Source organism: Streptomyces sp. JLYT201 (assembly GCF_059448825.1).
The window spans coordinates 905,999-928,969 of record NZ_CM182551.1 but is presented as its reverse complement, the minus strand read 5'-3'; the positions used below and the strand labels follow the sequence as shown (position 1 = coordinate 928,969).

The following is a 22,971-nucleotide window of genomic DNA, read 5'->3' as shown; positions in this document are numbered from 1 at the left end:
CGGCCCCCGGCCCGCCCTCGCGCCCCCTCCCCGCCGCCCCCGACCGGGCCGCCCCCAAGTGGGGCACGCCCCGCCGCGGGGCAGGCCATCCGGCGTGGGTGACTCCCCGGCCTGAACCGCACCTGCCGTGGAACCCGGCCACCCCGCCCCCGGACACTCCGACGGAATCGAGGCTTCCCATGGCCAAGGACCAGCTCTCCGTCCTGGACGCGCACTGGCGCGCCGCGAACTACCTCGCGGCGGGCCAGATCTACCTGCTGGCCAATCCGCTGCTGACCGAGCCGCTCAGGCCCGAGCACATCAAGCCCCGCCTGCTGGGCCACTGGGGCACCTCACCCGGGCTCAACCTCGTCCACACCCACCTCAACCGGATCGTGCGCGAACGCGGCCTGGACGCGCTGTGCGTGTGGGGACCCGGCCACGGCGGCCCCGCCGTGCTCGCCAACTCCTGGCTGGACGGCAGCTACAGCGACGTCTACCCCGACGTCACGCGCGACGCCACCGGCATGGCACGGCTGTTCCGGCAGTTCTCCTTCCCCGGCGGCGTGCCCAGCCACGTCGCCCCCGAGACACCCGGCTCCATCCACGAGGGCGGCGAACTCGGCTACTCGCTCGCGCACGCCTACGGCGCCGCCTTCGACAACCCCCACCTCCTGGTGGCCTGCGTCATCGGCGACGGCGAGGCCGAGACCGGACCCCTCGCCACCTCCTGGCACTCCACGAAGTTCCTCGACCCCGTCCACGACGGCGCGGTCCTGCCCGTCCTGCACCTCAACGGCTACAAGATCGCCAACCCGACCGTGCTGGCCCGCATCCCCGAGCCCGAACTCGACTCCCTGCTGCGCGGATACGGCCACGAGCCGATCCACGTCAGCGGCGACGACCCCAGCGCCGTGCACCGCGACCTGGCCGCCGCCCTGGACCGGGCCGTCGACCGCATCACCCACATCCAGCAAGCGGCCCGCGACGAGGGCACCACCGAGCGGCCCGTCTGGCCCATGATCGTGCTGCGCACCCCCAAGGGCTGGACCGGACCGGCCGAAGTCGACGGCCACCCCGTCGAGGGCACCTGGCGCTCCCACCAGGTGCCGCTCGCCGGTGTCCGCGACAACCCCGCCCACCTGCGGCAGCTGGAGGCCTGGCTGCGCTCCTACCGGCCCGAAGAGCTCTTCGACACCGAAGGGCGCCCCACCGCGCAGGTCCTTGCCTGCGTCCCCGAAGGCACCCGCCGCCTCGGCGCGAGCCCCCACGCCAACGGCGGCCGGCTCACCCGCGGCCTCCCCCTGCGCCCCCTGGAGGACTTCGCCGTCCCCGTCGACAAGCCCGGCACCGCCCTGCACGAGCCGACCCGGGTGCTCGGCGGGCTGCTCGCGAAGGTCATCGCCGACACCGCCGAACGCCGTGACTTCCGCGTCGTCGGGCCCGACGAGACCGAGTCCAACCGCCTGGGCGCGCTCTACTCCGTCACCGGCAAGGCCTGGCAGGAGCGCACGCTGCCGACCGACGAACACCTCGCCTCCGACGGCCGCGTCATGGAGGTCCTGTCCGAACACCTCTGCCAGGGCTGGCTGGAGGGCTACCTCCTCACCGGCCGCCACGGCCTGTTCTCCTCGTACGAGGCGTTCGTGCACATCGTCGACTCCATGGTCAACCAGCACGTCAAATGGCTCAAGACCTCACGCGGCCTGCCCTGGCGCGCCCCCGTCCCCTCCCTCAACTACCTGCTCACCTCGCACGTCTGGCGCCAGGACCACAACGGCTTCTCGCACCAGGACCCCGGCTTCGTCGACCACGTCCTCAACAAGAGCCCCGAGGTCGTGCGCGTCTATCTGCCGCCGGACGCCAACACCCTGCTGTCCGTCGCCGAACACGCCCTGCTCAGCAGGGACTACGTGAACGTCATCGTCGCGGGCAAACAGCCCTGCTTCGACTGGCTGTCGCTGGACGCGGCCCGCGCCCACTGCGCGCGCGGCGCGGGCGTCTGGGAGTGGGCGGGCACCGACGACGGCCTGCGCGACCCGGACGTCGTCCTCGCCTGCGCGGGTGACGTGCCCACCCAGGAGGTCCTCGCCGCCACGGCCCTGCTCCGCGAACACCTGCCGGACCTCGCGGTCCGCGTCGTGAACGTCGTCGACATCGCCCGCCTCATGCCGCGCGAGGAACACCCGCACGGCATGGCCGACTTCGAGTACGACGCGCTCTTCACCCGCGACAAGCCGGTCATCTTCGCCTACCACGGCTACCCGTGGCTCATCCACCGCCTCGCCTACCGCCGCGCGGGCCACGGCCACCTGCACGTGCGCGGCTACAAGGAGACCGGTTCGACCACCACGCCCTTCGACATGGTCGTCCGCAACGACCTCGACCGGTACCGCCTGGTCATGGACGTGATCGACCGCGTCGCCGACCTGTCCGTGCGCGCCACGGGCCTGCGCCAGCTCATGGCCGACGCCCGGACGCGCCACCACGCCTGGATCCGCGAGCACGGCACGGACCTGCCGGAGGTCGCGGACTGGTCGTGGCCCTACTGACCGGCCCGCCCGGCCGGGGGCCGCGCCCGGTCCCACGGGCCCGATCGACCCGATCGGGCCCGTCCGGAACCGTCCGCGCCGACCCGCACCGACCGTTCACCCTTCCACCCCGCTGGGGCACGACATGAAACACGACCGCACTCCGTCCCCCTCCGGCACTCCTCGCACCACCCCCTTCGGCAGTGCCCGGACCGCCGTCCCCCACGTCGTCACCGTGGGCATCGACGGCTCCTACGCCAGCATGGACGCCGCGGACTGGGCGGCCCGCGAGGCCCTGCGCCACCGCGCCCCGCTGCGCCTGGTGCACGCCGGGGCCCCGCCCGCGCACCCGGCCCGGGAACGCCGCGTCCTGCGGCCCGTCGACCGGGCCCGCGGGGTCCTCGACCGGGCCGCGATCACGCTGGCGTACGACCACCCTGCCCTGGAGATCCACGCCCAGCAGCCCCGCGGACCCGCGGTGCCCGCGCTCCTCGCGGCGTCCGCGGAGGCCGAGTCCCTGGTCCTCGGCTCCCGCGGGCTCTCGGGCCCGACCGGGTTCGGGGGCTTCCTGGTGGGCTCGGTGGCGGCGGGCGTCGCCGCCCGCGCCGAGCGTCCCGTGGTCCTGGTCCGCGCGGGGGAGCGGCCCGAGGACGCGCACGTCCCCGACGCCGCCGGGGTGCCCTCGCGCGGCACGCCGTACCGCCCGGTCGTGCTCGGCGTCGACATCGAGCACCCCGGCGACCCCGCGTTCGCGTACGCCTTCGCCGCGGCCGAGGCCCGGGGCGCGCCCCTGCACGCGGTGCACGCCTGGACGGTACGGCGGCCCGCCACCAGCACGCCGTCGTCCGCCGCCGAACCGACGGACCTGTGCGGTCTCCTCGGCGCGGAGGCGGACGCACGGGACCGCCTCGCCACCCTCCTCGCCCCGTGGCGGCGCGCTTTTCCGCAGGTCGAGGTCGTCGCGGAGGTGGTGTTCGGGCGCCCGGGCCACCACCTCCTGAAGGCCTCGTTGGGGGCCTCGCTCCTGGTCATCGGCCGCCGCGCCACGACGGGCCCGTGCCTGGGCCGCACGGCGCAGTCGGCGGTGCACCGCGTGTCCTGTCCCGTGGCGGTCGTGCCGTACGCGTGAGCGATGAGTTCCGGGTGCGCCGCGAGTCCCCCTGACAGACCCTGTGATCGAGCGGAGGAACTGTCATGAAGGACGACGTGTGGGCGCTGGTGCACGCGGAGCGCGCGGCACTGATCGACGACCTCGCGCACCTCGACGACGAGCGGTGGAGCACGCCGTCCCTGTGCGCGGACTGGAGCGTGCACGACGTGGTCGCCCACCTCGTCGACACGGCCCGCACGACGCGCCTCGGCTTCGTGGCCGGTCTCCTGCGGGCGCGGTTCGACTTCCACCGTCAGAACGCCCGCGGGGTGGAGCGCGAGCGCGGCGCCACACCGGGGGAGACGCTGGAGCGGCTGCGCCGGGTGGCGGCGCGGACCTCGACGCCTCCGGCGCCCCTCGACAGCAGACTCGTCGAGGAGGTCGTCCACGGCGAGGACATCCGCCGTCCCGTGGGCCTCACCCGCACCTACCCACACCAGGCCGTGGCCAGGGCGCTGCGCCTCCAGACCCGCACACCGGCCTCGTTCGGCGGGGCCAAGGAACTGACGACCCGCGTCCGGCTCACGGCCACGGACACCGACCTGGCGATCGGCACGGGCCCGGAGGCCAAGGGCCCCGCGCTCGCCCTGCTCCTGGCCGTCTCCGGGCGACGGACCGCACTGGACGAGCTCGAAGGGCCGGGAGCCGCCGCGCTGGCGGAAGCCTCCCCGCTGTCATGACCGCCCGCCGCAGCGCCGGACTGCTCCTCTTCCGCGCTCCTGGACCGGACCCGGAGGTGCTCATCGGCCACATGGGCGGACCGTTCTGGGCGCGCCGCGACGCCGCCGCCTGGTCCATCCCGAAGGGGGAGTACGGCGACGACGAGGAGCCGCTGGCCGCCGCGGTGCGCGAGTTCGAGGAGGAACTGGGGCTCCCGGCCCCGCCCGGCCCCTACCTCCCGCTGGGCGAGGCGCGCCAGGCGGGCGGCAAGAGGGTGACCGTCTGGGCCGTCGAGGCCGACCTGGACCCGGCGTCCGTGGTGCCGGGCACCTTCACGATGGAGTGGCCGCCCCGCTCGGGCCGCCTCCAGGAGTTCCCCGAGCTCGACCGGGTGGCCTGGCTGCCCCTGACCGAGGCCCACGACCGGCTCGTCGCGGGCCAGCGTCCCTTCCTGGACCGCCTCAGCGCATTCCTGACGAGCTGAGGGGCCTCCGGAGCGCGTCGCCCCGCCCGGTGGCGATGATTTCCGGCCCGGGCGAGGGTCATCACAGGGAGTGGGGCGGCGGCCCGCGGGCCGCCGCCGACGACCAGGCGACAGGAGAGTGCCATGCCCAAGATCACCCCGAATCTGTGGTTCGACACGAAGGCCCTGGAGGCCGCGGAGTTCTACGTCTCGGTCTTCCCGAACTCGAAGGTCAGCAACGTGTCGTACTACGGAGAGGCCGGGCCGCGCCCGGCGGGCACCGTGCTGACCGTCGACTTCGAGCTGGACGGACAGGCGTACACGGCCCTCAACGGCGGCCCCGAGTTCACCTTCGACGAGGCCGTCTCCTTCGTGATCAACTGCGCGGACCAGGCCGAGGTCGACCACTACTGGTCCCGGCTCACCGCGGACGGCGGTGCGGAGAGCCAGTGCGGCTGGCTGAAGGACAAGTACGGCCTGTCCTGGCAGGTCGTTCCCGCTGCTCTGGAGGAGCTGATGACCGACCCGGACGCGGGCCGCGCCCAGCGGGCGATGGAGGCCATGCTGAAGATGCAGAAGATCGACGTCGCGGCCCTGCGGGCCGCCGCCGACAGCGCCTGAGCGCGACACGAGCCGCGCGGGCCCGGGCGCTCACCGCCGCCCGGGCCCGAGCAACAGATCGAGCCCGTGGTCGAACCGGCCCTCGAACGACGCGTCGCCGATGTGCGCCGCGAGGCGGCCGAGCGACGGGTAGTCGCCCGCCGCCAGCGCTTCGGTGAGGCGGGAGTCCCCGGCCTCCGGCACGGACTGCTCCTCCTGCGTCAGGCCCAGGACGAAGTACTGGAGGTTCCACGCCGTCCACGCTGCCTCGCGCTCGGGCAGGCCGCCGTCGAGCAGCGCCGTGGTGAGCGTCTCGGCGAACCGCAGCGTCGCGGGCTCGGCCGCGTACGTGCCGGTGACGATGCGGGCGCCGTCCCGGTGGGCGAGCAGCGCCCGGCGGAAGCGGGCCATCAGCTCGCGCACGCGCTCCCGCCACTCGGTGGGGAGGCCGTCGAGCGCGACCTCGTCGACGATCGCGTCGGCCATCAGCTCCAGGAGCCGGGTCTTGGTCTTGGCATGCCACAGCACGGTGTTCATCCGCACTCCGAGACGCTCGGCCGTGCCGCGCACGGAGACGCCGTCGGCGCCCTTCTCGGCCAGCATGCCGAGGGCGGCGCGGGCGACGGCCCGGGGGCTCAGCCCCGCACGGTAGCTGCTCTCCGCCCGCACGGGCGGCTCTTGCCTTTTGGTCACTGACCTAGTCTACTGAGGTCATTCCAAATTGGTCACTGACCAAATGCGGGGCGAGGTGTGCCGCGCGCCTCCGCCGGCGATGCCCGCCGCCCGCACCTGGAGACCACCGGCAGAGGAGCGCCCGTGCGCACACACCACCCCGATCCCCACGTCGTCATCGCCGGGGCAGGCCCGGTCGGCCTGTGGCTGGCCGCCGAACTGCGCCTGGGCGGAGTGCGGGTGACCGTCCTGGAGGCGCGGCCCGAGCCGTCGCCGCACTCCAAGGCGCTCACCGTGCACCCGCGCACGCTGGAGGTCCTGGCCTTCCGCGGTGCCGCCGGGCCGTTCCTCGCCGAGGGGCTGCGCATCCCCGACGGGCACTACGGGGCGCTCGACCAGCGCCTCGACTTCGGCGTCCTGGACACCCCGTTCCCCTTCACGCTCGCGCTGCCGCAGGCCCGCACCGAAGCCCTCCTCGAAGAGCGCGCGCGGGCCGCGGGCGCCGCCGTCCGGCGCGGCCACCGCCTCACCGGCCTGGCCGAGCACGCGTCCGGCGTCCGCGTCGACGCCGAGTCCCCCGAGGGCGCGTACGCCATCGAGGCCGCGTACGTCGTGGGCTGCGACGGCACCCGCAGCACCGTGCGCGCCGCCGCGGGCATCGCCTTCCCCGGCACCGACGCCACGGTCTGGGGCTGGCTCGGCGACGTCGTCCTGGACCGGCCGTTCGCCCGTCCCGTCCTGAGCGTGGCCACGCCCCGGGGCGGCCTCATGTGTGTCCGCCTGCCGGACGGCGTCCACCGCTTCGTGGGGCACACCCCCGAGGGGCAGTGGTCCGACCCGCCGGGCGAGTTCACCTTCGACGAGTTGCGCGCCACCGTCGCGCGCATCGCCGGGGACGACTTCGGGATGCGCGACCCGCGCTGGCTCTCCCGGTTCGGCAACGCGACGCGCCAGGCGGCGGCCTACCGCAAGGGCCGGGTCCTGCTCGCGGGCGACGCGGCCCACATGCACTTCCCGGCGGGCGGCGTCGGCCTCAACGTCGGCGTGCAGGACGCCACCAACCTCGGCTGGAAGCTCGCCGCCGTCCTGCGCGGCGCGGCCCCGGACGCGCTGCTCGACACCTACCACGCCGAACGGCACCCCGTCGGCGCCGAGTTGCTCACCAGCACCGCGGCCCAGACGGCCCTGATGACCGCCTACTCCGCCGAGGGTCGCGCCCTGCGCGAGGTGCTCGCCTCGGCCGTCGCCACCGTGCCCGCGTTCTCCCGGCGCCTCGCCGAAGGCCTCTCGGGCCTCGGGGTCGCGTACGACACCGCGTACACGGCGGCGTACGAGATCCGCGACGGCGGTGCAGGGACCGGTGACGGCGGCGGTGACCATCCGCTGACCGGCCGGCGCGCGCCGAACCTCCGACTCGGCGCGGACGTGCGCCTCTTCGACCTGCTGCACGCGGGCCGCCCCGTGCTGCTCGACTTCGCCGGACAGGCCGGCGGCCCCTCGGCGGACGTGATCGTCCACCAGGGGCCGCCGGTCGGGGACCGTCCCGACTGGGAGGGTGTGGGGTCCGCGCTGATCCGGCCGGACGGGCACGTGGGGTGGGCGCGGGAGGCCGCCGCCCGGCCGGGGCTCGCGGGAGAAGCCGCCTGAGGCCTGCCCGGTCAGCCGAACGCGATCGAGCTCACCTTGTTGTCGAAGTTGACCCTGCGCAGGTCCGCGACGTCCCCCGAGACCACCTTGGACTCGCCCTTGCAGCCGGGGCGCGACCACAGCTTCAGGGAACCGTCGGCGGACAGGGACGAGGCGACCTTGGGGCGCGGCACGTTCTGGCAGCCCGGTCCGGCCACGCCCTGCGCCGGGTCCTGGAAGTTGACGTTGTCGAACAGGATCACGCTGCTCGCCGGGTCGGCCTGCCCTTGGCCGCCGCCCTGGCCCGCGTCGCCCCCGGCGGGCTGCCCGGCCTTCTGGCCGTTGGGCGTCACGCCGAACCACGTGCCGCCCACTCCCTGGCCGTTGGTGTCGCCGGGCTTGAGGTCCTTGCTGAAGCGGTAGACCGGCCAGCCGCCGATCGTCACCTGGCGGGTGCCGTCGGCGCGCTTGATGACGCCGACGTCCGAGGTCTTCACGCCGTCCACGAAGATCTTGCTGCCCGGGTCCACGAGGACGGGGGGCCAGGTGGTGGCGCAGGCGCCGGAGCAGTTCGACACGGAGGGCCGTGCGGTGTCCTTGTCGAAGCGGTAGAGGGTGAAGCCGGAGCCGTTGACGACCACGGGGTCGAGCTTGCCCGCGCGGCTCGCCGAGAGCTGGACCCACTTGCGCTGCACGGGCTTCGCCGCGGGCTTGCCGGGCGGGTTGGCCCAATCGCCGGTCCGCTGGGGCGCGTTGTTCTCGCGGGCGGTGCCCGACCGCAGGGAGAGGTCGTAGCCGGAGCCGGAGCCGGCCTGGCCTTCGGCGCGGTCGGCGTTGGCTGCGGGGGCGTTGCCCGAGGACTTCTTGGCGTCGTCGTCGCTGCCGCCGCCCCCACAGGCGGTCAGGGCGAGGGCTCCGACGGTGGCGAAGGAGGCGAGGAACAGGGCGGGCTTGGTCTTGAGCATCGCGGTCTCCTGAGGTTCGGTCGGCCGGTGCGCCGTGGCACCGGGCCGGTCGTGGACGCTGAGCTGTCGAGTGCCTTCGTGGCGTGACGAGTGCCTTCGTGGCGTGAGTACGGGCGCCTCGTCCACCGGCGTTCAGGCCGCTCATGCCTCGTGACCAAACCGAGACAATGTCTAAATCAAGGTGCTGTCCGAAACTGAGGCTTGCGTCGTGAGCGGTCCGCGCTCGCGCCGCGCCGGGCGCGGGAGCGGCGGCCGTGGACCCAGGTCGCACCCGCGGCCCGGCCGAACTCCCCACCGCCTGGCGGTGAGCCGTGGCGCTCTCCGGCCCGAGGGCCTCAGGCGAGACAGGCGTGGGCGCGGGCCCAGGTCCGCGCCGGGTCGAACGCGTCCGAGTGCCAGGTGGTGGAGGTCGGGGTGCCCCGCTCCCGGTACGCGCGCATGATCTCCACGTGCGGCCGCCAGGCGATGAACCGGCGGAGGGGCGGCTTCGCCCCGCCGCACGGCCACGGCGCCGCAGCGGCGGACGGAGGGCCGCGCCCGGAGCCACATCCCGTAGGCCCCGTCCGGCTCCGGTCGGCACTTCCCGATCCGACCCCGAGGACCGCCGGGCGCGGCTGCCCACGCTCACCCCCGAGGGGCGCCGCCTCCGGGACGCCGCCCGGGCGGCGGCCAACTGGGCTGTTGTGCATAGCGCGTTCAGCAGGAACGGACCGGAGAGCGGTAGGGCTCCGGGGTAATCCGATCAGCTATCAGGTCGCGCGAAAGGAATGAATGGCCCATGGTGGACGGTCAGGAGTCAGCCGATGAGCAGCCCACCGCCGACGAGGTCCGGCAGCGCGTCGTGGAGGTGTTCGCCCGGTCCGGAGTCGACTTCTCGCCCCATGTGCACGAGGCCGTCCTGGACTACGAGACCGCCGCGCAGGTCAGGGAGCGCTTCCGCTTGACCGGCACGGAGACCAAGTCGCTGTTCCTACGGGGCAAGAGCGGACGCCACACGATGTTCGTCTCCGTAGAGGGGCAGCGGCTCGACACCGCCAGGGCACGGGCGGCCCTGGGGGAGAAGTTCTCCATCGCCTCCGGGGGCGAGCTCAAGGCCGTCACGGGCTGCGAGCCCGGCTGCGCCGTTCCCCTCGGCCTTCCGCCGCAGGTCACCCTGCTGATCGACAGCGCCATCGAGCACGAGCCGCGCCTGATCCTCTCGCCCGGCCCGCCGACCGAGACCATCGAGGTCAGCGCGTCGCAGTGGGCGGCGCTCCTGTCCCAGACGGACAGTCCCGTCGTGAAGTACTGAGCCCTGTCCGCCGAGCGCGGGGCCCTCTCCGTCCGGCACCGGCTCTGTTGCCGCTAGCGAGGTCCCCGCCGCGGAGAAGGCCCTGGGCCCGGTGAACCGCGTCGGCAGCGTCAACCGCCAGCTGCTCCTACGGCAGCACCTCAAGGGCGAGCGGTACGACGTCAACACCGGCAGCGCGGACGGCTCCGGTGCGCGCGGAACCTGACGGACCTAGTCCCGGCTCACGTTCACCCGCCCCCCGCTCGTGAGCTCCGGTGTCAGGTCGACCTGGATCTGATGGGTGGCCTGCCGGTCGACGCCGCCGCCGAGTTCGGCCGTCACCACGCCGATCCGGATCCCACCGCGCCCCGTTCCGGAGCGGTGGACCTGGACGGTGAAGGTGAGGCTCACGTTCTCCACGGCGAAGCTCAGGTCCTGGCCCTGGCTCTCCAGTCGGGCCGCCGCCAGCTCGCCCCTGATCTGACGGATGACCTCGGCCAGTCCCACGAACCCCGGTTCGTTCGACAACTCGCCTCCCCGGCAAGCCCGTTGATCTCACATTGCACCAGTATGCGCCGGGGGCGTGCGCCCGTATAGTTGCGGAGTATGGCTGCTGGCGGGGGAGTCCGAGCCGCCTCGTCGATGGAGACGCCGAGCTGGGCCGTGCGGATCCGCGGCGCTGACGGGGAGATCGCTGGGGCAGGCATTCTGCTGAGCCCCGACCAGGTCCTCACCTGTGCCCATGTGGTGGACCGGGCGGCGGCCCGGGTCACCGCGGAGTTCGTGGGCGCCGCCGGCCACCGCGTGCCCGCGGTCGCCGCCCGGGTGGACGGGGACGCGTACGTACCGGAGACACAGGACGCGGACGGCGACCCCAGCGGGGATGTCGCGCTGTTGCGACTGGAGCGGCCCCGGCCCGTGGAGGAAGCGGTCCGGCTGCACCGGCTGTCCGCGCCCGGCCGCGCGGTGCGGATGTACGGCTTCCCGTACGACCACAACGGCGGCATCTGGTTCCGCGCCACCGTCGTCGGCAGCTGCGGACGCGACGGGCAGGTGCAGCTCAGCCCCACCAGCCCCGGCGAACTGGCCAGCCCCGGCTGCAGCGGCGCGGGCGTCGCGGACAGCGCCACCGGCGAGGTCATCGGCATGGTCCTCACCGGGCAGAAGGACACACACGGCAACCGGTTCTCGTTCATGAGCCCCGCCGAGACCATCGTCCGGCACCTGCCCCGCGTCGAGCCGTACCTCGAAGGGCCCGCCGCCGTCGACGACCGGCTGCGCTCCACCGAGGACGACGCCGCGGAGGCGCTGCTCGACGAGCCGTTCGCCCAGCGTCTCGCCGCCTGGCTCCGGGACGACGGCCGCCAGGTGAAGATCAGCGTCGTCCGGCACGACGACGACGCCCGCGGCGCCACGCTGCGCCGCGCCATCACCCTCGCCGACCGGGAGTTACGCACCGCGGCCTCCGTCGGCCGGGCCTCGCTGGACCCGCCGGGCACCGTCCCGTCGGCCGGCGGCCACGACCTCGCCGTGGACGCGGGCGGGCTCACCTCCGCGGAGATCGCCGAGCGGATCGCCGAACGCATGGGCCTGTGGCCGCGGCACGGGGACTCGGCCCCCGACCGGATCCGGGCCGCGAGAGTCACCCTCAACCTGGTCGTCGTCGGCGTCGACGAGGCGCTGGACCCGCCCGCCCTGCTCGACCTCCTCGAGGTGCTGCGCGCCGGAGGCAGCAGGCTGCTCCTTGTCTTCCGCACAGCGGGCAGCTGCTGTCACCGCGCCCGCCGCGAACTCCTCGTGCGGCCCGCGCGCGAGCACGGAGAACGGCTCGTCACGCGGCTGAGAGAGATCACCGGGCCCCTCGCCGGGGCACTGTGCGAACGCCGGGCGGCCGTGGTGCCGTACGGCGTTCCGCCCGTCGACTCGGATCTGGTCGCCGCTCATGCCGCCCTGGCCGATCTGCTCCGGACGGAGGGCCGCGACCACGGCCCGGACCTGGCCCGCTACGAGCGCCTCGCGGAACGCGTCGCCGCCCGTCTCACCCGCCACATCGCCCGGCTCGACCGCCTGGGCGACCGCCGCGACGAACTCGGCGGCCGCCTGCGCGGCTACCACGTCCTGCGGCAGCACTCCACCCGAGGTGAGGAGGACCCGGCGGTGGACGCTCTCTATCTCCGGGCGCACGACCTGCTCCAGACCCGCCCGTGCGACGTCCACGCGGCCGAGGCGGCGGTCGACGCCTACACCCACCACGTCGACACCCACCACAGCCGCCCCGGCCGAAGCAGGGGCCCGGCGTGAGCGGGACGGCCTGCGCCAGAGCCGACTGCCAGGGCGGCCGGATCATGGTGACCGGGTTCTGCGACACCTGTCTCCGCAGGGCCGTCGCCCCCGGCCCGCCGATGCCGGACACGTCGGGGCCGGACGGAACGGGCCCGGACGCGAGACGGCCCGGGACGCCGACCGGCACAGGCGAGGGCGCGGGACGCCCCTCCGGTCCGGCCGTCGGTGAACTGGACCGCGACGGCCTGCTGGTGCTGCCCCATCTGCCCTCCCCGGAGCCCTCGGAGGCCGCCGACACCACGGCCCGGCCGCCCACCGGGGGCCGGCGTTGCGGATGCGACAACTGCCCGGGCACCATCGGGGTCTCCTACGACGACGACCTGCCACCGGACCACGGCTTCTGTCCGGAGTGCGGCACGGAGTACTCCTTCCGCCCGAAACTGCGCCCGGGCGACCAGATCGCCGGGCACTACGAAGTGCTCGGCTATCTCGCGGTCGGCGGTCACGGCTGGGTCTACCTCGCCGAGGACACCCGGGTGCCCGGCCTGCACGTCGTCCTCAAAGGCCTGATCAACACCGGGGACGCCGTGGCCCGGCGGGCCGCCGTCGAGGAACGCCGCTCGCTCACCACGCTGCACCACCGGGACATCGTCCGGATCGTGACGTACGTACAGCACCAGGCACCCGGCGACACCGAGCCGACCGGCTACATCGTGATGGAGTACGTCGGCGGCCGCTCCCTCGCCTGGATCCGGTTCGCCCCCGACGAGGACCTGGCCCGGCTCTTCGGGCCCGGCGGCTTCGAGTTCGGGCACGTCATCGCCTACGGTTGCAAGATCCTCGGCGCCCTGGAGTACCTGCACGACCAGGGACTGCTCTACTGCGACATGAAGCCCGAGAACGTCATCCACTACGGCCGCGAGATCAAGGTCATCGACCTCGGCGCCATCCGCCGCATCGACGACCGCTCCTCCGGTCTCGTGTACACCCTGGGCTACGCCCCGCCGAAGAAGGAACGCGACGAACGCGGCCTCGCCGTCGACAGCGACCTGTACGCCGTCGGCCGCACCCTGAAGGTCCTCGCCGAGCGGGCAGGACCGCCCGCCGGCCTCGCCGCCCGCTCCTTCGACGCGCTGATCCGACGCGCCACCCGCCCCGAACCCGCCGCCCGCTTCCGCTCGGCCGCCGAGATGTCCCGCCAGCTGTGGGAGGTGCTGCGCGAGCACCAGGCGCTGAGCGGACACGAGCCGTACCCGGAGCGGTCCACCCTGTTCGAGCCGACCGCCGCGCTCTTCGGCGCCGCCCTCGGCACGGTCCCCGCCCTGGCTCACTTCACCCGCCGCCCCGCCACCGCCCCCGGGCTGCCCGTCGGTGCCCCCGCTCCCCGGGAGACCGCCCGCGCCCTGCCCGTGCCCCTGCCCGACGCCGACGACGCCGCCGCCGTCCTGCTCGGGGGACTCGCGGCCGACACCCCCGACCGCATCGCCGAACGGGCGGCGAGCGACCCGGCCCTCGGCACCGCGGAGACCGCGCTGTGGCTGTGCCGCGCCTATCTGGAGGCGGGCGAGGCCGACCGGGCCGCGGCATGGGTGCGCACGGCCGAGGAACACGTCGGCGACTACGACTGGCGCATCTTCTGGCACCGGGGGCTCACCCATCTGACACAGGGTCAGGTGGATTCGGCGGAGGGCGAGTTCGTGGCCGCCTACACCGCCCTGCCGGGCGAGGCCGCGCCGAAGCTGGCGCTCGGCTACTGCGCCGAGTACCTGGCCGAGCAGGAGAGCGCGGCCCCCGGGCCCGGGGCGGCCCCGGCCCGGACCCGGCACGACGCGAAGCAGCGGGCCCGGCAGGCCGAGGCCCGCACCCGGCAGGCCGAGGAGTACTACGAGGCCGTGCGGCGCCGGGACCGCGCCCAAGGCAGCGCCGCCTTCGGGCTGGCCCGCGTCCAGCTGCGCCGCGGCGACCGGCACCGGGCCGTCGCCGTCCTGGACGAGGTGCCGACCACCTCCCGGCACTACGACGCCGCGCGCGTGGCCGCGGTCCGGGTGCTCGCCGGTCGGCTGCCCTGCGGATCCGTGCCCGGTGCCGCCGAGTTGCGCGAGGCGGCCGAACGGCTCGCGGGGCTGCACCTGGACGGCAGCGGCTCCTGGGACCGCCTGGTCACCGAGCTGAGGGAGCACGCGCTCGACTGCCGTCCGCCCGACGGCTGGGGGAGCGGCTTTCCCTCCGGTGAGCTGTTCGGCCCGGCGGACACCGAGGAGGCGCTGGCCGGACTCCTCTCCCGGTCGCTGAAGCGGCTCGCGGACCAGGCGGGCAGCGTCGGCGAGCGCGGGGACCTGCTGGACCGGGCGTACGCGGTGCTCCCCGAGCCGGTCGCCGTCCGCGATCTGCTGCGGGGCCGACGACGACGTACGGCGTGAGCGACCGACGACGAGGTCGAGGAGGCGCACGGCCATGGTGGAGACAGGAGCGCCGAGGACGGGCGGGACGGCCGGACAGGTCACCGTCGGTCTTGAGGTCAGCCAGTGGAAGTACCTCTCCGGCGAGGAGAGCGACCCGCAGATGCACGCCGTCCTCAGCGTGCGCGTGGACGGCTCCGGAGGCGGCGGCCCGGTGCTCGCGCAGGTCCTTGCCCTGGACTGCTCCGGCTCGATGACCTGGCCGCCGGAGAAGCTGCACGCCGCCCAGGAGGCGGCCGTCGCCGCGATCCGTGAACTGCCCGACGGCACGCCGTTCGCGGTGGTGCGGGGCAACGAGCGGGGAACCATGGCCTACCCCGGCACCTCGGCCATGGCCCGCGCCTCGTACGAGACCCGGGAGCGGGCGGAGCGAGTGGTGCACGGCCTCGTCGCGGGCGGCGGCACCTGCATCGGCGCCTGGCTGGACCTCGCCCGCCGGCTGCTGACCGAACAGGGCGCCCCCGTCGGGCACGTCCTGCTGCTCACCGACGGGAAGAACGAGCACGACGAGCAGATGCCGCTGGCGGGCGTCCTTGAGGAGTGCGCGGGCCGGTTCGTCTGCGACGCGTGGGGGATCGGCGACGGCTGGGACGCCCGCGAGCTCCTTGCCGTCACCCGCAGGCTGCACGGCTCCGCCTCCTCGGTGCGGGAGGAGGCGGCCCTGCCTGCGGAGTACGAGAAGCTGGTGAGCCGTCTCCTCACCAAGACGGTCCCCGAGCTGGCGATCTCGGTGACGCCGATGCCCGGCGCCGAGGTGCGTTACCTCAAGCAGGTCTTCCCGACCGAGGTGGAGCTGACGCCGGAGGACGGGACCGAACGGTTCGTCACCCGCGCCTGGGGCGACGAGACCCGCCGCTACCAGCTGTGCCTGTTCGCCGACCCGGCGGGCCGCCCGCGCCGCGAGGACCTCCAGCTCGCCGTGGTCGCCGTCGACGTACCCGGCGCCCAGGAGGCACGGCTGCCGGCGCCGCAGCCCTGCCTGGTGCACTGGACCGACAACCCGGCCCTGTCCCGGCACACCGACGCCCAGGTCGAGCACTTCGAGCAGCACCAGCGGCTCGGCGAGGCCGTCGCCGCCGCGACCGACGCCCACCGCCGCGGTGAGCGCGACCTCGCCGAGCACCAACTGGGCCGGGCGGCGCAGCTGGCCGAGGCGATGGGCGCCGCCGCGCAGCTGGACCGCCTCGCCCGGCTGGTGCGGATCGACGACGCGAGAGCCGGACGCGTCACTCTGCGCCCCGATGTCACGGCCGTCGACTTCGAGCACCTGATCGCCGCCAGCAGCCACAGCAGCTACGGCCCCGTGTCCGCCGCCGGTACCGGTACCGGCGGCGGTACGGACACCGGTGGCACCGGCGGCACCGGTGGCGGCGGCGCGGCCGGGGGCACGGCCGCCCCGGGGTCGGGCAGGGCCACCGTGCCCTGCCCGGTCTGCTCACACAAGGCACCGGCGGCGGCCCGGTTCTGCCCTTCCTGCGGCCACTCCTTCGAGGCCCTGCCGTGAGCACCACCGGCCGGGACCTGACCCGAAGACTCAGGCTGCTCCTCGCCCTCGGGGCCGCCACCACCTTCGTGCTGTTCCTCGCCTACCGGGGCGTGAGCGACGACACCGTGCCGCTGTCGTCGTCGAGCACCCCCGGGATACTGGCCGTCGACACCGCGCAGAGCGCGATGCGCAAGGCCCATGAGGTGGTCCGCGACAGCGGGCCGGAGGGCGACAAGAGCGGCGAGTTCCAGACCCAGATCTCGGTCGCCCACCAGAGCCTGGCGCTCGCCGCCTCGGAGAACGTCACCGGCCTGGAGGGCCGCCAGGACCTGCAGACCATCACCGGTCTGATCGCCGTCTACTCCGGCTGGGTGGAGCGCTGGGGCCAGGAGCCGGACGGCTCACCGTTGCGCGCGGCCTACCTGTTCTACGCCGAACAGGCGCTCGGTCTCCAGGCCGGGCCCGGCTCCGACGCGGACGTCATGAGCCGCCTCGACGCCCTGCGCGGCCGACAGCTCGACGAGGCCGGACGACAGGCGGCCTTCCCGTGGCAGCTGTGGCTCGGCTGGAGCGCGGTGGCCGTGCTGTACGTCGCGCTGTGCGCCGCGCTGCTCGAGACCCAGCGGTACCTGCGGCGTCGCTTCCGGCGGCCGGTGCAGGTGAGGCTGCTCGCCGCGACCGTCGTGTGCGCGGTCGGCGTACCGCTGCTGGCGTGGGTCACGATCGCGGCGCACGACGCGATGGCCGACTCCGTCGCGGGGATCCGCGTGCCGAAGGACGACCCGGACGACATCCCCAGGGTCGCGGAGCAGGTGCAGGACGCGATGACGCACGCCGGGCTCTGGGCGTCGCTGTCCGGTTGGGTACTGGTGGGAGGGGCCGTGGTGATGGCGTTGACGGCGTGGGGGCTGTGGCCCCGGATCGCCGAGTACCGGTTCAGGGCACCGCGATGAGGGCCGCGATGAGGATCGGGCCGAAGACCGCGACGAGGACCGGGCCGGGCGCCGCGCAGCGCCGACCCCGTCGCCGTACCCTCGCCGTCTTCGCCGTCTGCCTGGTCCTGCTCGGCGCGGGCGTGGTCGCCGGGGTGCGCTGGGCACGGGAGGCGACGGGCTCGGTCACCCTGCTCGCCAACTGGAGCGGCGCGGAGCGCGAGCACTTCGAGGAGAAGGTCATCGAGCCGTTCGAGGAGAAGTACCGGATCGACGTCGTCTACCAGGGCAGTTCCGCTCTGAGTCAGGTCCTTGCCGCTGACATGGCGGCCGGGAACCCACCTGACGTGGCGGTCCTGCCGGGGCCGGGCGAACTGCTGTCCTACGCGGCCGACGGCAGGCTCCAGCCCTTGGACGGGCTGTTCGACCCCCGGCAGTACGACCGCATCTGGGCGCCCGGGGTGACGATCCCGGGCCGGGGCACCCACGCCTACTGGCTCCCCGTCAAGACCGGCCTCAAGAGCATGGTGTGGTACGCGGACAAGCGGCCCGATGTACGGTCGGCGGGCACGCCCGGGCGGTGGTGCCTGGGCATGGAGTCCGGCGCGACCTCCGGTTGGCCGGGCACCGACTGGGTGGAGGACATCCTGCTCCAGCAGGCCGGACCCCGGGTGTACGAGGACTGGGCCACGGGCGAACTCCCTTGGACCGACGGCGCCGTACGCAAGGCCTGGACCACCTTCGGCGAACTGGTCGGCGCCGGCCCGAACCGCCGTGTCGAGCAGGCCCTGACCACCGGGTTCGGCGCGGACTGCGCCCCCGGCCGCCTGGAGCACCAGGGCTCCTTCCGCGCTGCCCACTGGCAGCGGGCGGGCGGCCACTACGTCCACTCCGCCGAGATCGTCCCCGACGCGCGACCGGACACCGGGGCCTGGGAGGTGTCCGGCGACCTCGCGACCCTGCTCAACCGCTCGCCGGAGGCCGAACAGTTCATCCGCTACCTGGCCGACCCCGGCACGGAGCTGCCGGAGTACACCGCCAACAAGGAGGCCGCCCCGGACCGTGGAGGGGACGGCACGGCGCGGGAGATCGGAGAGCGCCTGCGCACACCGGGAGAGCCCCGCTGCTGGGACGCCTCCGACCTCATGCCCCGCACCACCCGTGACGCCTTCCACCAGGCGGTGCTGCGCTTCCTCGTCGCCCCGAGGCAACTGGACGCCCGCCTGAGGGAACTGGAGGCGGCACGCACCGGACAGGACCTGCCGGTGTGCGGTGGCGGGTGACCCCCATCCGCTGAAGACGGGGGCACGCCCTGGGCACGGCGGACGGTTCCCGTCGCCGCTCTTCCCCCTTACTGGAACACGTTCTACTGTGGCCGCCGTCAAGCCGGGCCGCCGCCGTGCGGTGGCGCCGGGGGCGGCCTCGGGGCCGCCTCGGCAACGGACCGCCAGGAGGGGCCGTGCACCTCGCATACACGCCCGCGCAGCAGCGGCTGCGCGCCGAACTGCGCACGTACTTCGCCGGGCTCGTGCCCGACCACGGGACCGCCCGGTTCGGCGACCGCGCCGCGCAGAAGCGGTTCTACCGCGAGACGATCCGCCGCCTCGGCGCCGACCGCTGGCTCGGCGTGGGCTGGCCCGAGGAGTACGGCGGGCGCGGGCTCACGCCCATGGAGCAGTTCATCTTCTTCGACGAGGCGGCCCAGGCCGGCGTCCCGCTGCCGCTGATGGCGCTCAACACCGTCGGCCCCACCCTCATGCGCTACGGCACCGCCGAACAGAAGGCGTACTTCCTGCCGAAGATCCTCTCCGGCGAGATCGACTTCGCCATCGGCTACAGCGAGCCCGACGCGGGCACCGACCTCGCCTCGCTCAGGACGCGGGCGGTGCGCGAGGGCGACGAGACCACCGGTCACTACACGGTCAACGGGCAGAAGATCTGGACGACCAACGGCGACACCGCCGACTGGGTGTGGCTCGCCGTGCGCACCGACCCGGCCGCGCCGCCTCACCAGGGCATCTCCATGCTCCTCGTACCGACGACCGACCCCGGCTACTCCTGCACCGTCATCAGCACCCTCGCCGGGCACGACACCACGGCCAGCTACTACGAGAACGTCCGCGTGCCCGCGGGCCACCGCGTCGGCGAGGAGAACAAGGGCTGGCGGCTCATCACCAACCAGCTCAACCACGAGCGCGTCACGCTCGCCGCGCACGGCACCATGGCCATCCGGGCCCTGCACGACGTGCGCCACTGGGCCGCGGGCACCAAGCTCGCCGACGGCCGCCGCGTCATCGACCTGCCCTGGGTGCGCCGCCGCCTGGCGCGGACCCATCTGAAGCTGGACGCGATGAAGCTCCTCAACTGGCAGATGGTGCACGCAGTCCAGGACGGCACCCTCACCCCGCAGGACGCCTCCGCCGTCAAGGTCTACGGCTCGGAGGCGCGCCGCGACGCCTACGCCTGGCTGATGGAGGTCGTGGGCGCCGCGGGCGCACTGAAGGAGGGCTCCGCGGGCGCGGTCCTCAAGGGCGAACTGGAGCGCGGCTACCGCTCGGCGGTCATCTTCACCTTCGGCGGCGGCAACAACGAGATCCAGCGAGAGATCATCTCGTGGATCGGCCTGGGCATGCCCCGGGTGCGCCGCTGACCGGGCCGCCCGGAGCACCTCAGGCCTGCTCCGAGCGGAACGCCGCCGGGGTCCACCCGGTGTGCTGCTGGAAGAACTTCGAGAAGTTCGCCGAGTCCGCGAAGCCCACGGCCGCGCCGATGCGGCCCACCGGCAGGTCGGTGTGGGCGAGCAGACGCTGGGCCTCCAGGATCACGCGGCGGTCGATGAAGCCCTTCGGGGTCTGCCCGGTGGCGGCGCGCACCGCGCGCACGAGCGTGCGGCGCGAGTAGCCGAGCTCGTCGGCGTAGGCGCTGACGCTGTGGTTGGTCGTGAAGCCCTGCTCGACCGCCGTGCGGAACCGGGTGAACGTGGTGTCCGGCTGCGGCCTGCACTCGTCCGCCGCGGCCTGCGCGGAGACGTGCGCCACCCGCAGCATCAGGGCCGTGAGGGAGTGCCGAAGGACCGAGGTGTGCAGGCTCGGCGGCAGCGTCGCCGTGTCCAGGTACTCGCGCTGCAACTGCTCCAGGGAGGCGTCGATCGCGGCGCGCTGGGCCCCGTCCGGGCGCAGCAGCGGCGGACGGTCGTAGCGGTACAGGCCGGTCGCCTCCACGGTCGCGCGCGGCAGGAAGCCGGGCTGCATGGTGAGCGCGGTGCCGACGTACCGGTCGGTCGCCGAGAAGCTGTGCACCTGGCCGGGCCTGATCCACAGGACGTCGCCCGCCCCGACCGCGTACTCCGCGAAGTCGATGGTGTGGCGGACCGGGCCCTCGCGGAAGAAGAGCAGCACGTGGAAGTCGATGCGGTGCACGCGCCGCGACAGGCCCACGCCACCCGCCCAGGGGCCGTCGGTGCCCATCGGGCCGACCTGCATCCCGACCCCGGACACGCTCGCGCTCGGGTCGAAGGGGTAGGTACGGATGTGCTCCGCGGCTCCCAGATGTGCGCTCGTCCGTGCGCCGCCCCGCTCCGTCATCCACTGTCCTTGGCTCAAAGGGACCTCACGGAGACCCTGACCGCTGTGCGTGTCCCATTTTCACCCAACGCTGGCACGGGGGCACCTACCTCGCCAAAAGTATGACCTTTACCTTCGTAGATGGCTCGACCAGGGGCTTTGGTCCTCGGCGGGCAGTGCCTTCGGGCACGAAAGACGACTCACGGATGCGAAGGAAATCAGACAGATGAGCACGCAGACACCGGACACCCTCGGCCCCTTCGAGTGGACCGACCTCGACCAGCGTGCCGTCGACACCGCCCGCCTCCTGGCGGCCGACGCCGTGCAGAAGGTCGGCAACGGACACCCGGGCACGGCGATGAGCCTCGCGCCCGCCGCGTACACCCTGTTCCAGAAGGTCATGCGGCACGACCCGGCCGACCCGGAGTGGACCGGCCGCGACCGCTTCGTGCTGTCCCCCGGCCACACCAGCCTCACCCTGTACACCCAGCTCTTCCTCGCCGGCTACGAGCTGGACCTCGACGACCTCAAGGCGTTCCGCACCCAGGGCTCCCGCACGCCGGGCCACCCCGAGTACGGGCACACCGCCGGGGTGGAGACGACGACGGGGCCGCTCGGCCAGGGCGCCGCCAACGCCGTCGGCATGGCCATGGCCGCCCGCTACGAGCGCGGCCTGTTCGACCCCGAGGCGCCCCGCGGCACGAGCCCCTTCGACCACACCATCTGGACGATCGTCTCCGACGGCGACCTGGAGGAGGGCGTCTCCGCCGAGGCCTCGTCCCTCGCCGGCCACCAGAAGCTCGGCAACCTCGTCTTCCTCTACGACGACAACCACATCTCCATCGAGGGCGACACCCAGACCGCGTTCTCCGAGGACGTCCTCAAGCGCTACGAGGCCTACGGCTGGCACGTGCAGCGCGTCACCCCACGAGCCGACGGCGACATCGACGTCCACGCCCTGTACGAGGCGCTCGCCGCCGCCAAGGCCGAGACCGAGCGGCCGTCCTTCATCGCGATGCGCACGGTCATCGCCTGGCCCGCGCCGAACGCGCGGAACACCGAGGCGTCCCACGGCTCCGCCCTGGGGGCCGACGAGATCGCCGCCACCAAGCGCGTCCTCGGCTTCGACCCCGAGGAGTCCTTCGCCGTCGCGGACGACGTCATCGCCCACACCCGCGAGGCCCTGGACCGTGGCGCCGAGGCGCACACCGCCTGGGACAAGCGGATCGCCGCCTGGCGCACCGACAACCCCGAGCGCTCCGCGCTCCTCGACCGCGTCATCGCGGGCCGCCTGCCCGAGGGCTGGGAGGACGCGCTGCCCGCGTTCGAGGCCGGCACGAAGGTCGCCACGCGCGCCGCGTCCGGCAAGGTCCTCCAGGCCCTCGGCCCGGTCATCCCCGAACTGTGGGGCGGCTCCGCCGACCTGGCGGGCTCCAACAACACCACCATCGACAAGACGAGCTCCTTCCTGCCGGAGGGCAACCCGCTGCCGGAGGCCGACCCGTACGGCCGCACCGTGCACTTCGGCATCCGCGAGTTCTCGATGGCCGCCGAGATGAACGGCATCGCGCTGCACGGCAACACCCGCGTCTACGGCGGCACCTTCCTGGTGTTCTCCGACTACATGCGCAACGCGGTCCGCATGTCCGCGCTGATGCAGCTGCCCGTCACCTACGTCTGGACCCACGACTCCGTCGGCCTCGGCGAGGACGGCCCCACCCACCAGCCGGTCGAGCACCTCGCCTCGCTGCGCGCCATCCCCGGTCTGAACGTGGTCCGCCCCGCCGACGCCAACGAGACGGCTATCGCCTGGCGCGAGATCCTGCGCCGCGGCTCCGTCGACCCCGCCCCGCACGGCCTGGCCCTCACCCGGCAGGGCGTGCCCACGTACGAGGCCAACGAGGCGGCGGCGAAGGGCGGTTACGTGCTCGCCGAGGCGTCGAAGGAGACCCCGGACGTCCTGCTGATCGCCACCGGCTCCGAGGTGCAGCTCGCCGTCGGCGCCCGGGAGCGCCTGGAGGCCGAGGGCATCGCGACCCGCGTCGTGTCGATGCCGTCGGTGGAGTGGTTCGAGGAGCAGCCGAAGGAGTACCGCGACAGCGTCCTGCCGCCGTCCGTCAAGGCGCGCGTGGCCGTCGAGGCGGGCATCGCCCTGACCTGGTACCGCTATGTCGGCGACGCCGGACGCGTCGTCTCCCTGGAGCACTTCGGCGCCTCCGCGGACGCCGCCACCCTCTTCGCCGAGTTCGGCTTCACCGCCGAGAACGTCGCCGCGCGGGCCAGGGAATCCCTGGCCGCCGCCCGCGCTTGATCACTACGCAGCACGTACGCG

The 22,971-nt window shown here is 73.9% G+C and carries 18 protein-coding genes; 14 read left to right on the top strand and 4 right to left on the bottom strand.

From position 1 onward, the window contains the following. Window positions 1-122 precede the first annotated feature (122 nt). From AC5WAM_RS03855 to AC5WAM_RS03835, 5 genes are all read left to right on the top strand, one after another. Window positions 123-2,531: a phosphoketolase family protein gene (locus AC5WAM_RS03855; protein WP_495523495.1), complete on the top strand. Its 2,409-nt coding sequence runs from the start codon at window positions 123-125 to the stop codon at window positions 2,529-2,531. Between the two features lie 124 nt (window positions 2,532-2,655). After that, on the top strand, window positions 2,656-3,639 hold the full coding sequence (locus AC5WAM_RS03850) for a universal stress protein (protein ID WP_495521569.1): 984 nt from the start codon (window positions 2,656-2,658) through the stop codon (window positions 3,637-3,639). 65 nt (window positions 3,640-3,704) lie between these two features. Then, complete coding sequence (locus AC5WAM_RS03845; RefSeq protein WP_495521568.1) at window positions 3,705-4,340, top strand: maleylpyruvate isomerase family mycothiol-dependent enzyme; 636 nt, start codon at window positions 3,705-3,707, stop codon at window positions 4,338-4,340. Continuing rightward, a complete protein-coding gene (locus AC5WAM_RS03840; protein ID WP_495521567.1) occupies window positions 4,337-4,804 on the top strand; it encodes an NUDIX hydrolase in 468 nt (155 codons plus the stop codon). The genes AC5WAM_RS03845 and AC5WAM_RS03840 overlap by 4 nt, the downstream gene beginning before the upstream one ends. A gap of 123 nt (window positions 4,805-4,927) precedes the next feature. Then, window positions 4,928-5,404: a VOC family protein gene (locus tag AC5WAM_RS03835; protein WP_366796054.1), complete on the top strand. Its 477-nt coding sequence runs from the start codon at window positions 4,928-4,930 to the stop codon at window positions 5,402-5,404. A 30-nt stretch (window positions 5,405-5,434) separates the two neighbouring features. On the opposite strand, the gene AC5WAM_RS03830 is transcribed toward AC5WAM_RS03835, so the two are convergent. Then, window positions 5,435-6,076, bottom strand: coding sequence for a TetR/AcrR family transcriptional regulator C-terminal domain-containing protein (locus tag AC5WAM_RS03830; RefSeq protein ID WP_495521566.1), 642 nt, complete (start codon window positions 6,074-6,076; stop codon window positions 5,435-5,437). A 123-nt stretch (window positions 6,077-6,199) separates the two neighbouring features. On the opposite strand from AC5WAM_RS03830, the gene AC5WAM_RS03825 reads away from it, so the two are divergent. Next, a complete protein-coding gene (locus AC5WAM_RS03825; protein ID WP_495521565.1) occupies window positions 6,200-7,702 on the top strand; it encodes an FAD-dependent monooxygenase in 1,503 nt (500 codons plus the stop codon). Window positions 7,703-7,713: 11 nt separating this feature from the next. Here AC5WAM_RS03825 and AC5WAM_RS03820 read toward each other — a convergent pair whose 3' ends face one another. Beyond that, a complete protein-coding gene (locus tag AC5WAM_RS03820) occupies window positions 7,714-8,646 on the bottom strand; it encodes a hypothetical protein (protein WP_495521564.1) in 933 nt (310 codons plus the stop codon). A 778-nt stretch (window positions 8,647-9,424) separates the two neighbouring features. Here AC5WAM_RS03820 and AC5WAM_RS03815 point away from each other — a divergent pair. Continuing rightward, the gene (locus tag AC5WAM_RS03815; RefSeq protein ID WP_495521563.1) at window positions 9,425-9,937 is read left to right on the top strand and encodes a YbaK/EbsC family protein; all 513 of its coding nucleotides are present in this window, start codon (window positions 9,425-9,427) and stop codon (window positions 9,935-9,937) included. Window positions 9,938-10,147: 210 nt separating this feature from the next. Here the strand turns inward: AC5WAM_RS03815 and AC5WAM_RS03810 are convergent, their stop codons facing one another. Beyond that, window positions 10,148-10,444, bottom strand: coding sequence for a trypco2 family protein (locus AC5WAM_RS03810; protein WP_366796059.1), 297 nt, complete (start codon window positions 10,442-10,444; stop codon window positions 10,148-10,150). Window positions 10,445-10,522: 78 nt separating this feature from the next. Here AC5WAM_RS03810 and AC5WAM_RS03805 point away from each other — a divergent pair, with 78 nt between their 5' ends. The 6 genes from AC5WAM_RS03805 (at window position 10,523) to AC5WAM_RS03780 (ending at window position 19,726) form a co-directional block, all read left to right on the top strand. Then, window positions 10,523-12,217: a S1 family peptidase gene (locus AC5WAM_RS03805; RefSeq protein ID WP_495521562.1), complete on the top strand. Its 1,695-nt coding sequence runs from the start codon at window positions 10,523-10,525 to the stop codon at window positions 12,215-12,217. Beyond that, a complete protein-coding gene (locus AC5WAM_RS03800) occupies window positions 12,214-14,619 on the top strand; it encodes a tetratricopeptide repeat protein (RefSeq protein WP_495521561.1) in 2,406 nt (801 codons plus the stop codon). Before AC5WAM_RS03805 ends, AC5WAM_RS03800 begins: the two co-directional genes overlap by 4 nt. 34 nt (window positions 14,620-14,653) lie before the next feature. Continuing rightward, window positions 14,654-16,162: a VWA domain-containing protein gene (locus AC5WAM_RS03795; protein WP_495521560.1), complete on the top strand. Its 1,509-nt coding sequence runs from the start codon at window positions 14,654-14,656 to the stop codon at window positions 16,160-16,162. Further along, complete coding sequence (locus AC5WAM_RS03790) at window positions 16,159-17,097, top strand: GlnX family signal transduction membrane protein (RefSeq protein ID WP_495521559.1); 939 nt, start codon at window positions 16,159-16,161, stop codon at window positions 17,095-17,097. The genes AC5WAM_RS03795 and AC5WAM_RS03790 overlap by 4 nt, the downstream gene beginning before the upstream one ends. An 8-nt stretch (window positions 17,098-17,105) precedes the next feature. Then, window positions 17,106-18,359 carry an ABC transporter substrate-binding protein gene (locus AC5WAM_RS03785; protein ID WP_495521558.1) on the top strand — a complete coding sequence of 418 codons (1,254 nt, stop codon included), beginning with the start codon at window positions 17,106-17,108 and terminating at the stop codon, window positions 18,357-18,359. 176 nt (window positions 18,360-18,535) lie between these two features. Further along, on the top strand, window positions 18,536-19,726 hold the full coding sequence (locus tag AC5WAM_RS03780; protein ID WP_366796065.1) for an acyl-CoA dehydrogenase family protein: 1,191 nt from the start codon (window positions 18,536-18,538) through the stop codon (window positions 19,724-19,726). A gap of 19 nt (window positions 19,727-19,745) precedes the next feature. Here AC5WAM_RS03780 and AC5WAM_RS03775 read toward each other — a convergent pair whose 3' ends face one another. Continuing rightward, the gene (locus tag AC5WAM_RS03775; protein WP_366796066.1) at window positions 19,746-20,660 is read right to left on the bottom strand and encodes a helix-turn-helix transcriptional regulator; all 915 of its coding nucleotides are present in this window, start codon (window positions 20,658-20,660) and stop codon (window positions 19,746-19,748) included. Between the two features lie 205 nt (window positions 20,661-20,865). On the opposite strand from AC5WAM_RS03775, the gene tkt reads away from it, so the two are divergent. Next, window positions 20,866-22,950 carry a transketolase gene (gene tkt / locus AC5WAM_RS03770; RefSeq protein WP_495521557.1) on the top strand — a complete coding sequence of 695 codons (2,085 nt, stop codon included), beginning with the start codon at window positions 20,866-20,868 and terminating at the stop codon, window positions 22,948-22,950. The last annotated feature ends 21 nt before the right edge of the window (window positions 22,951-22,971 follow it).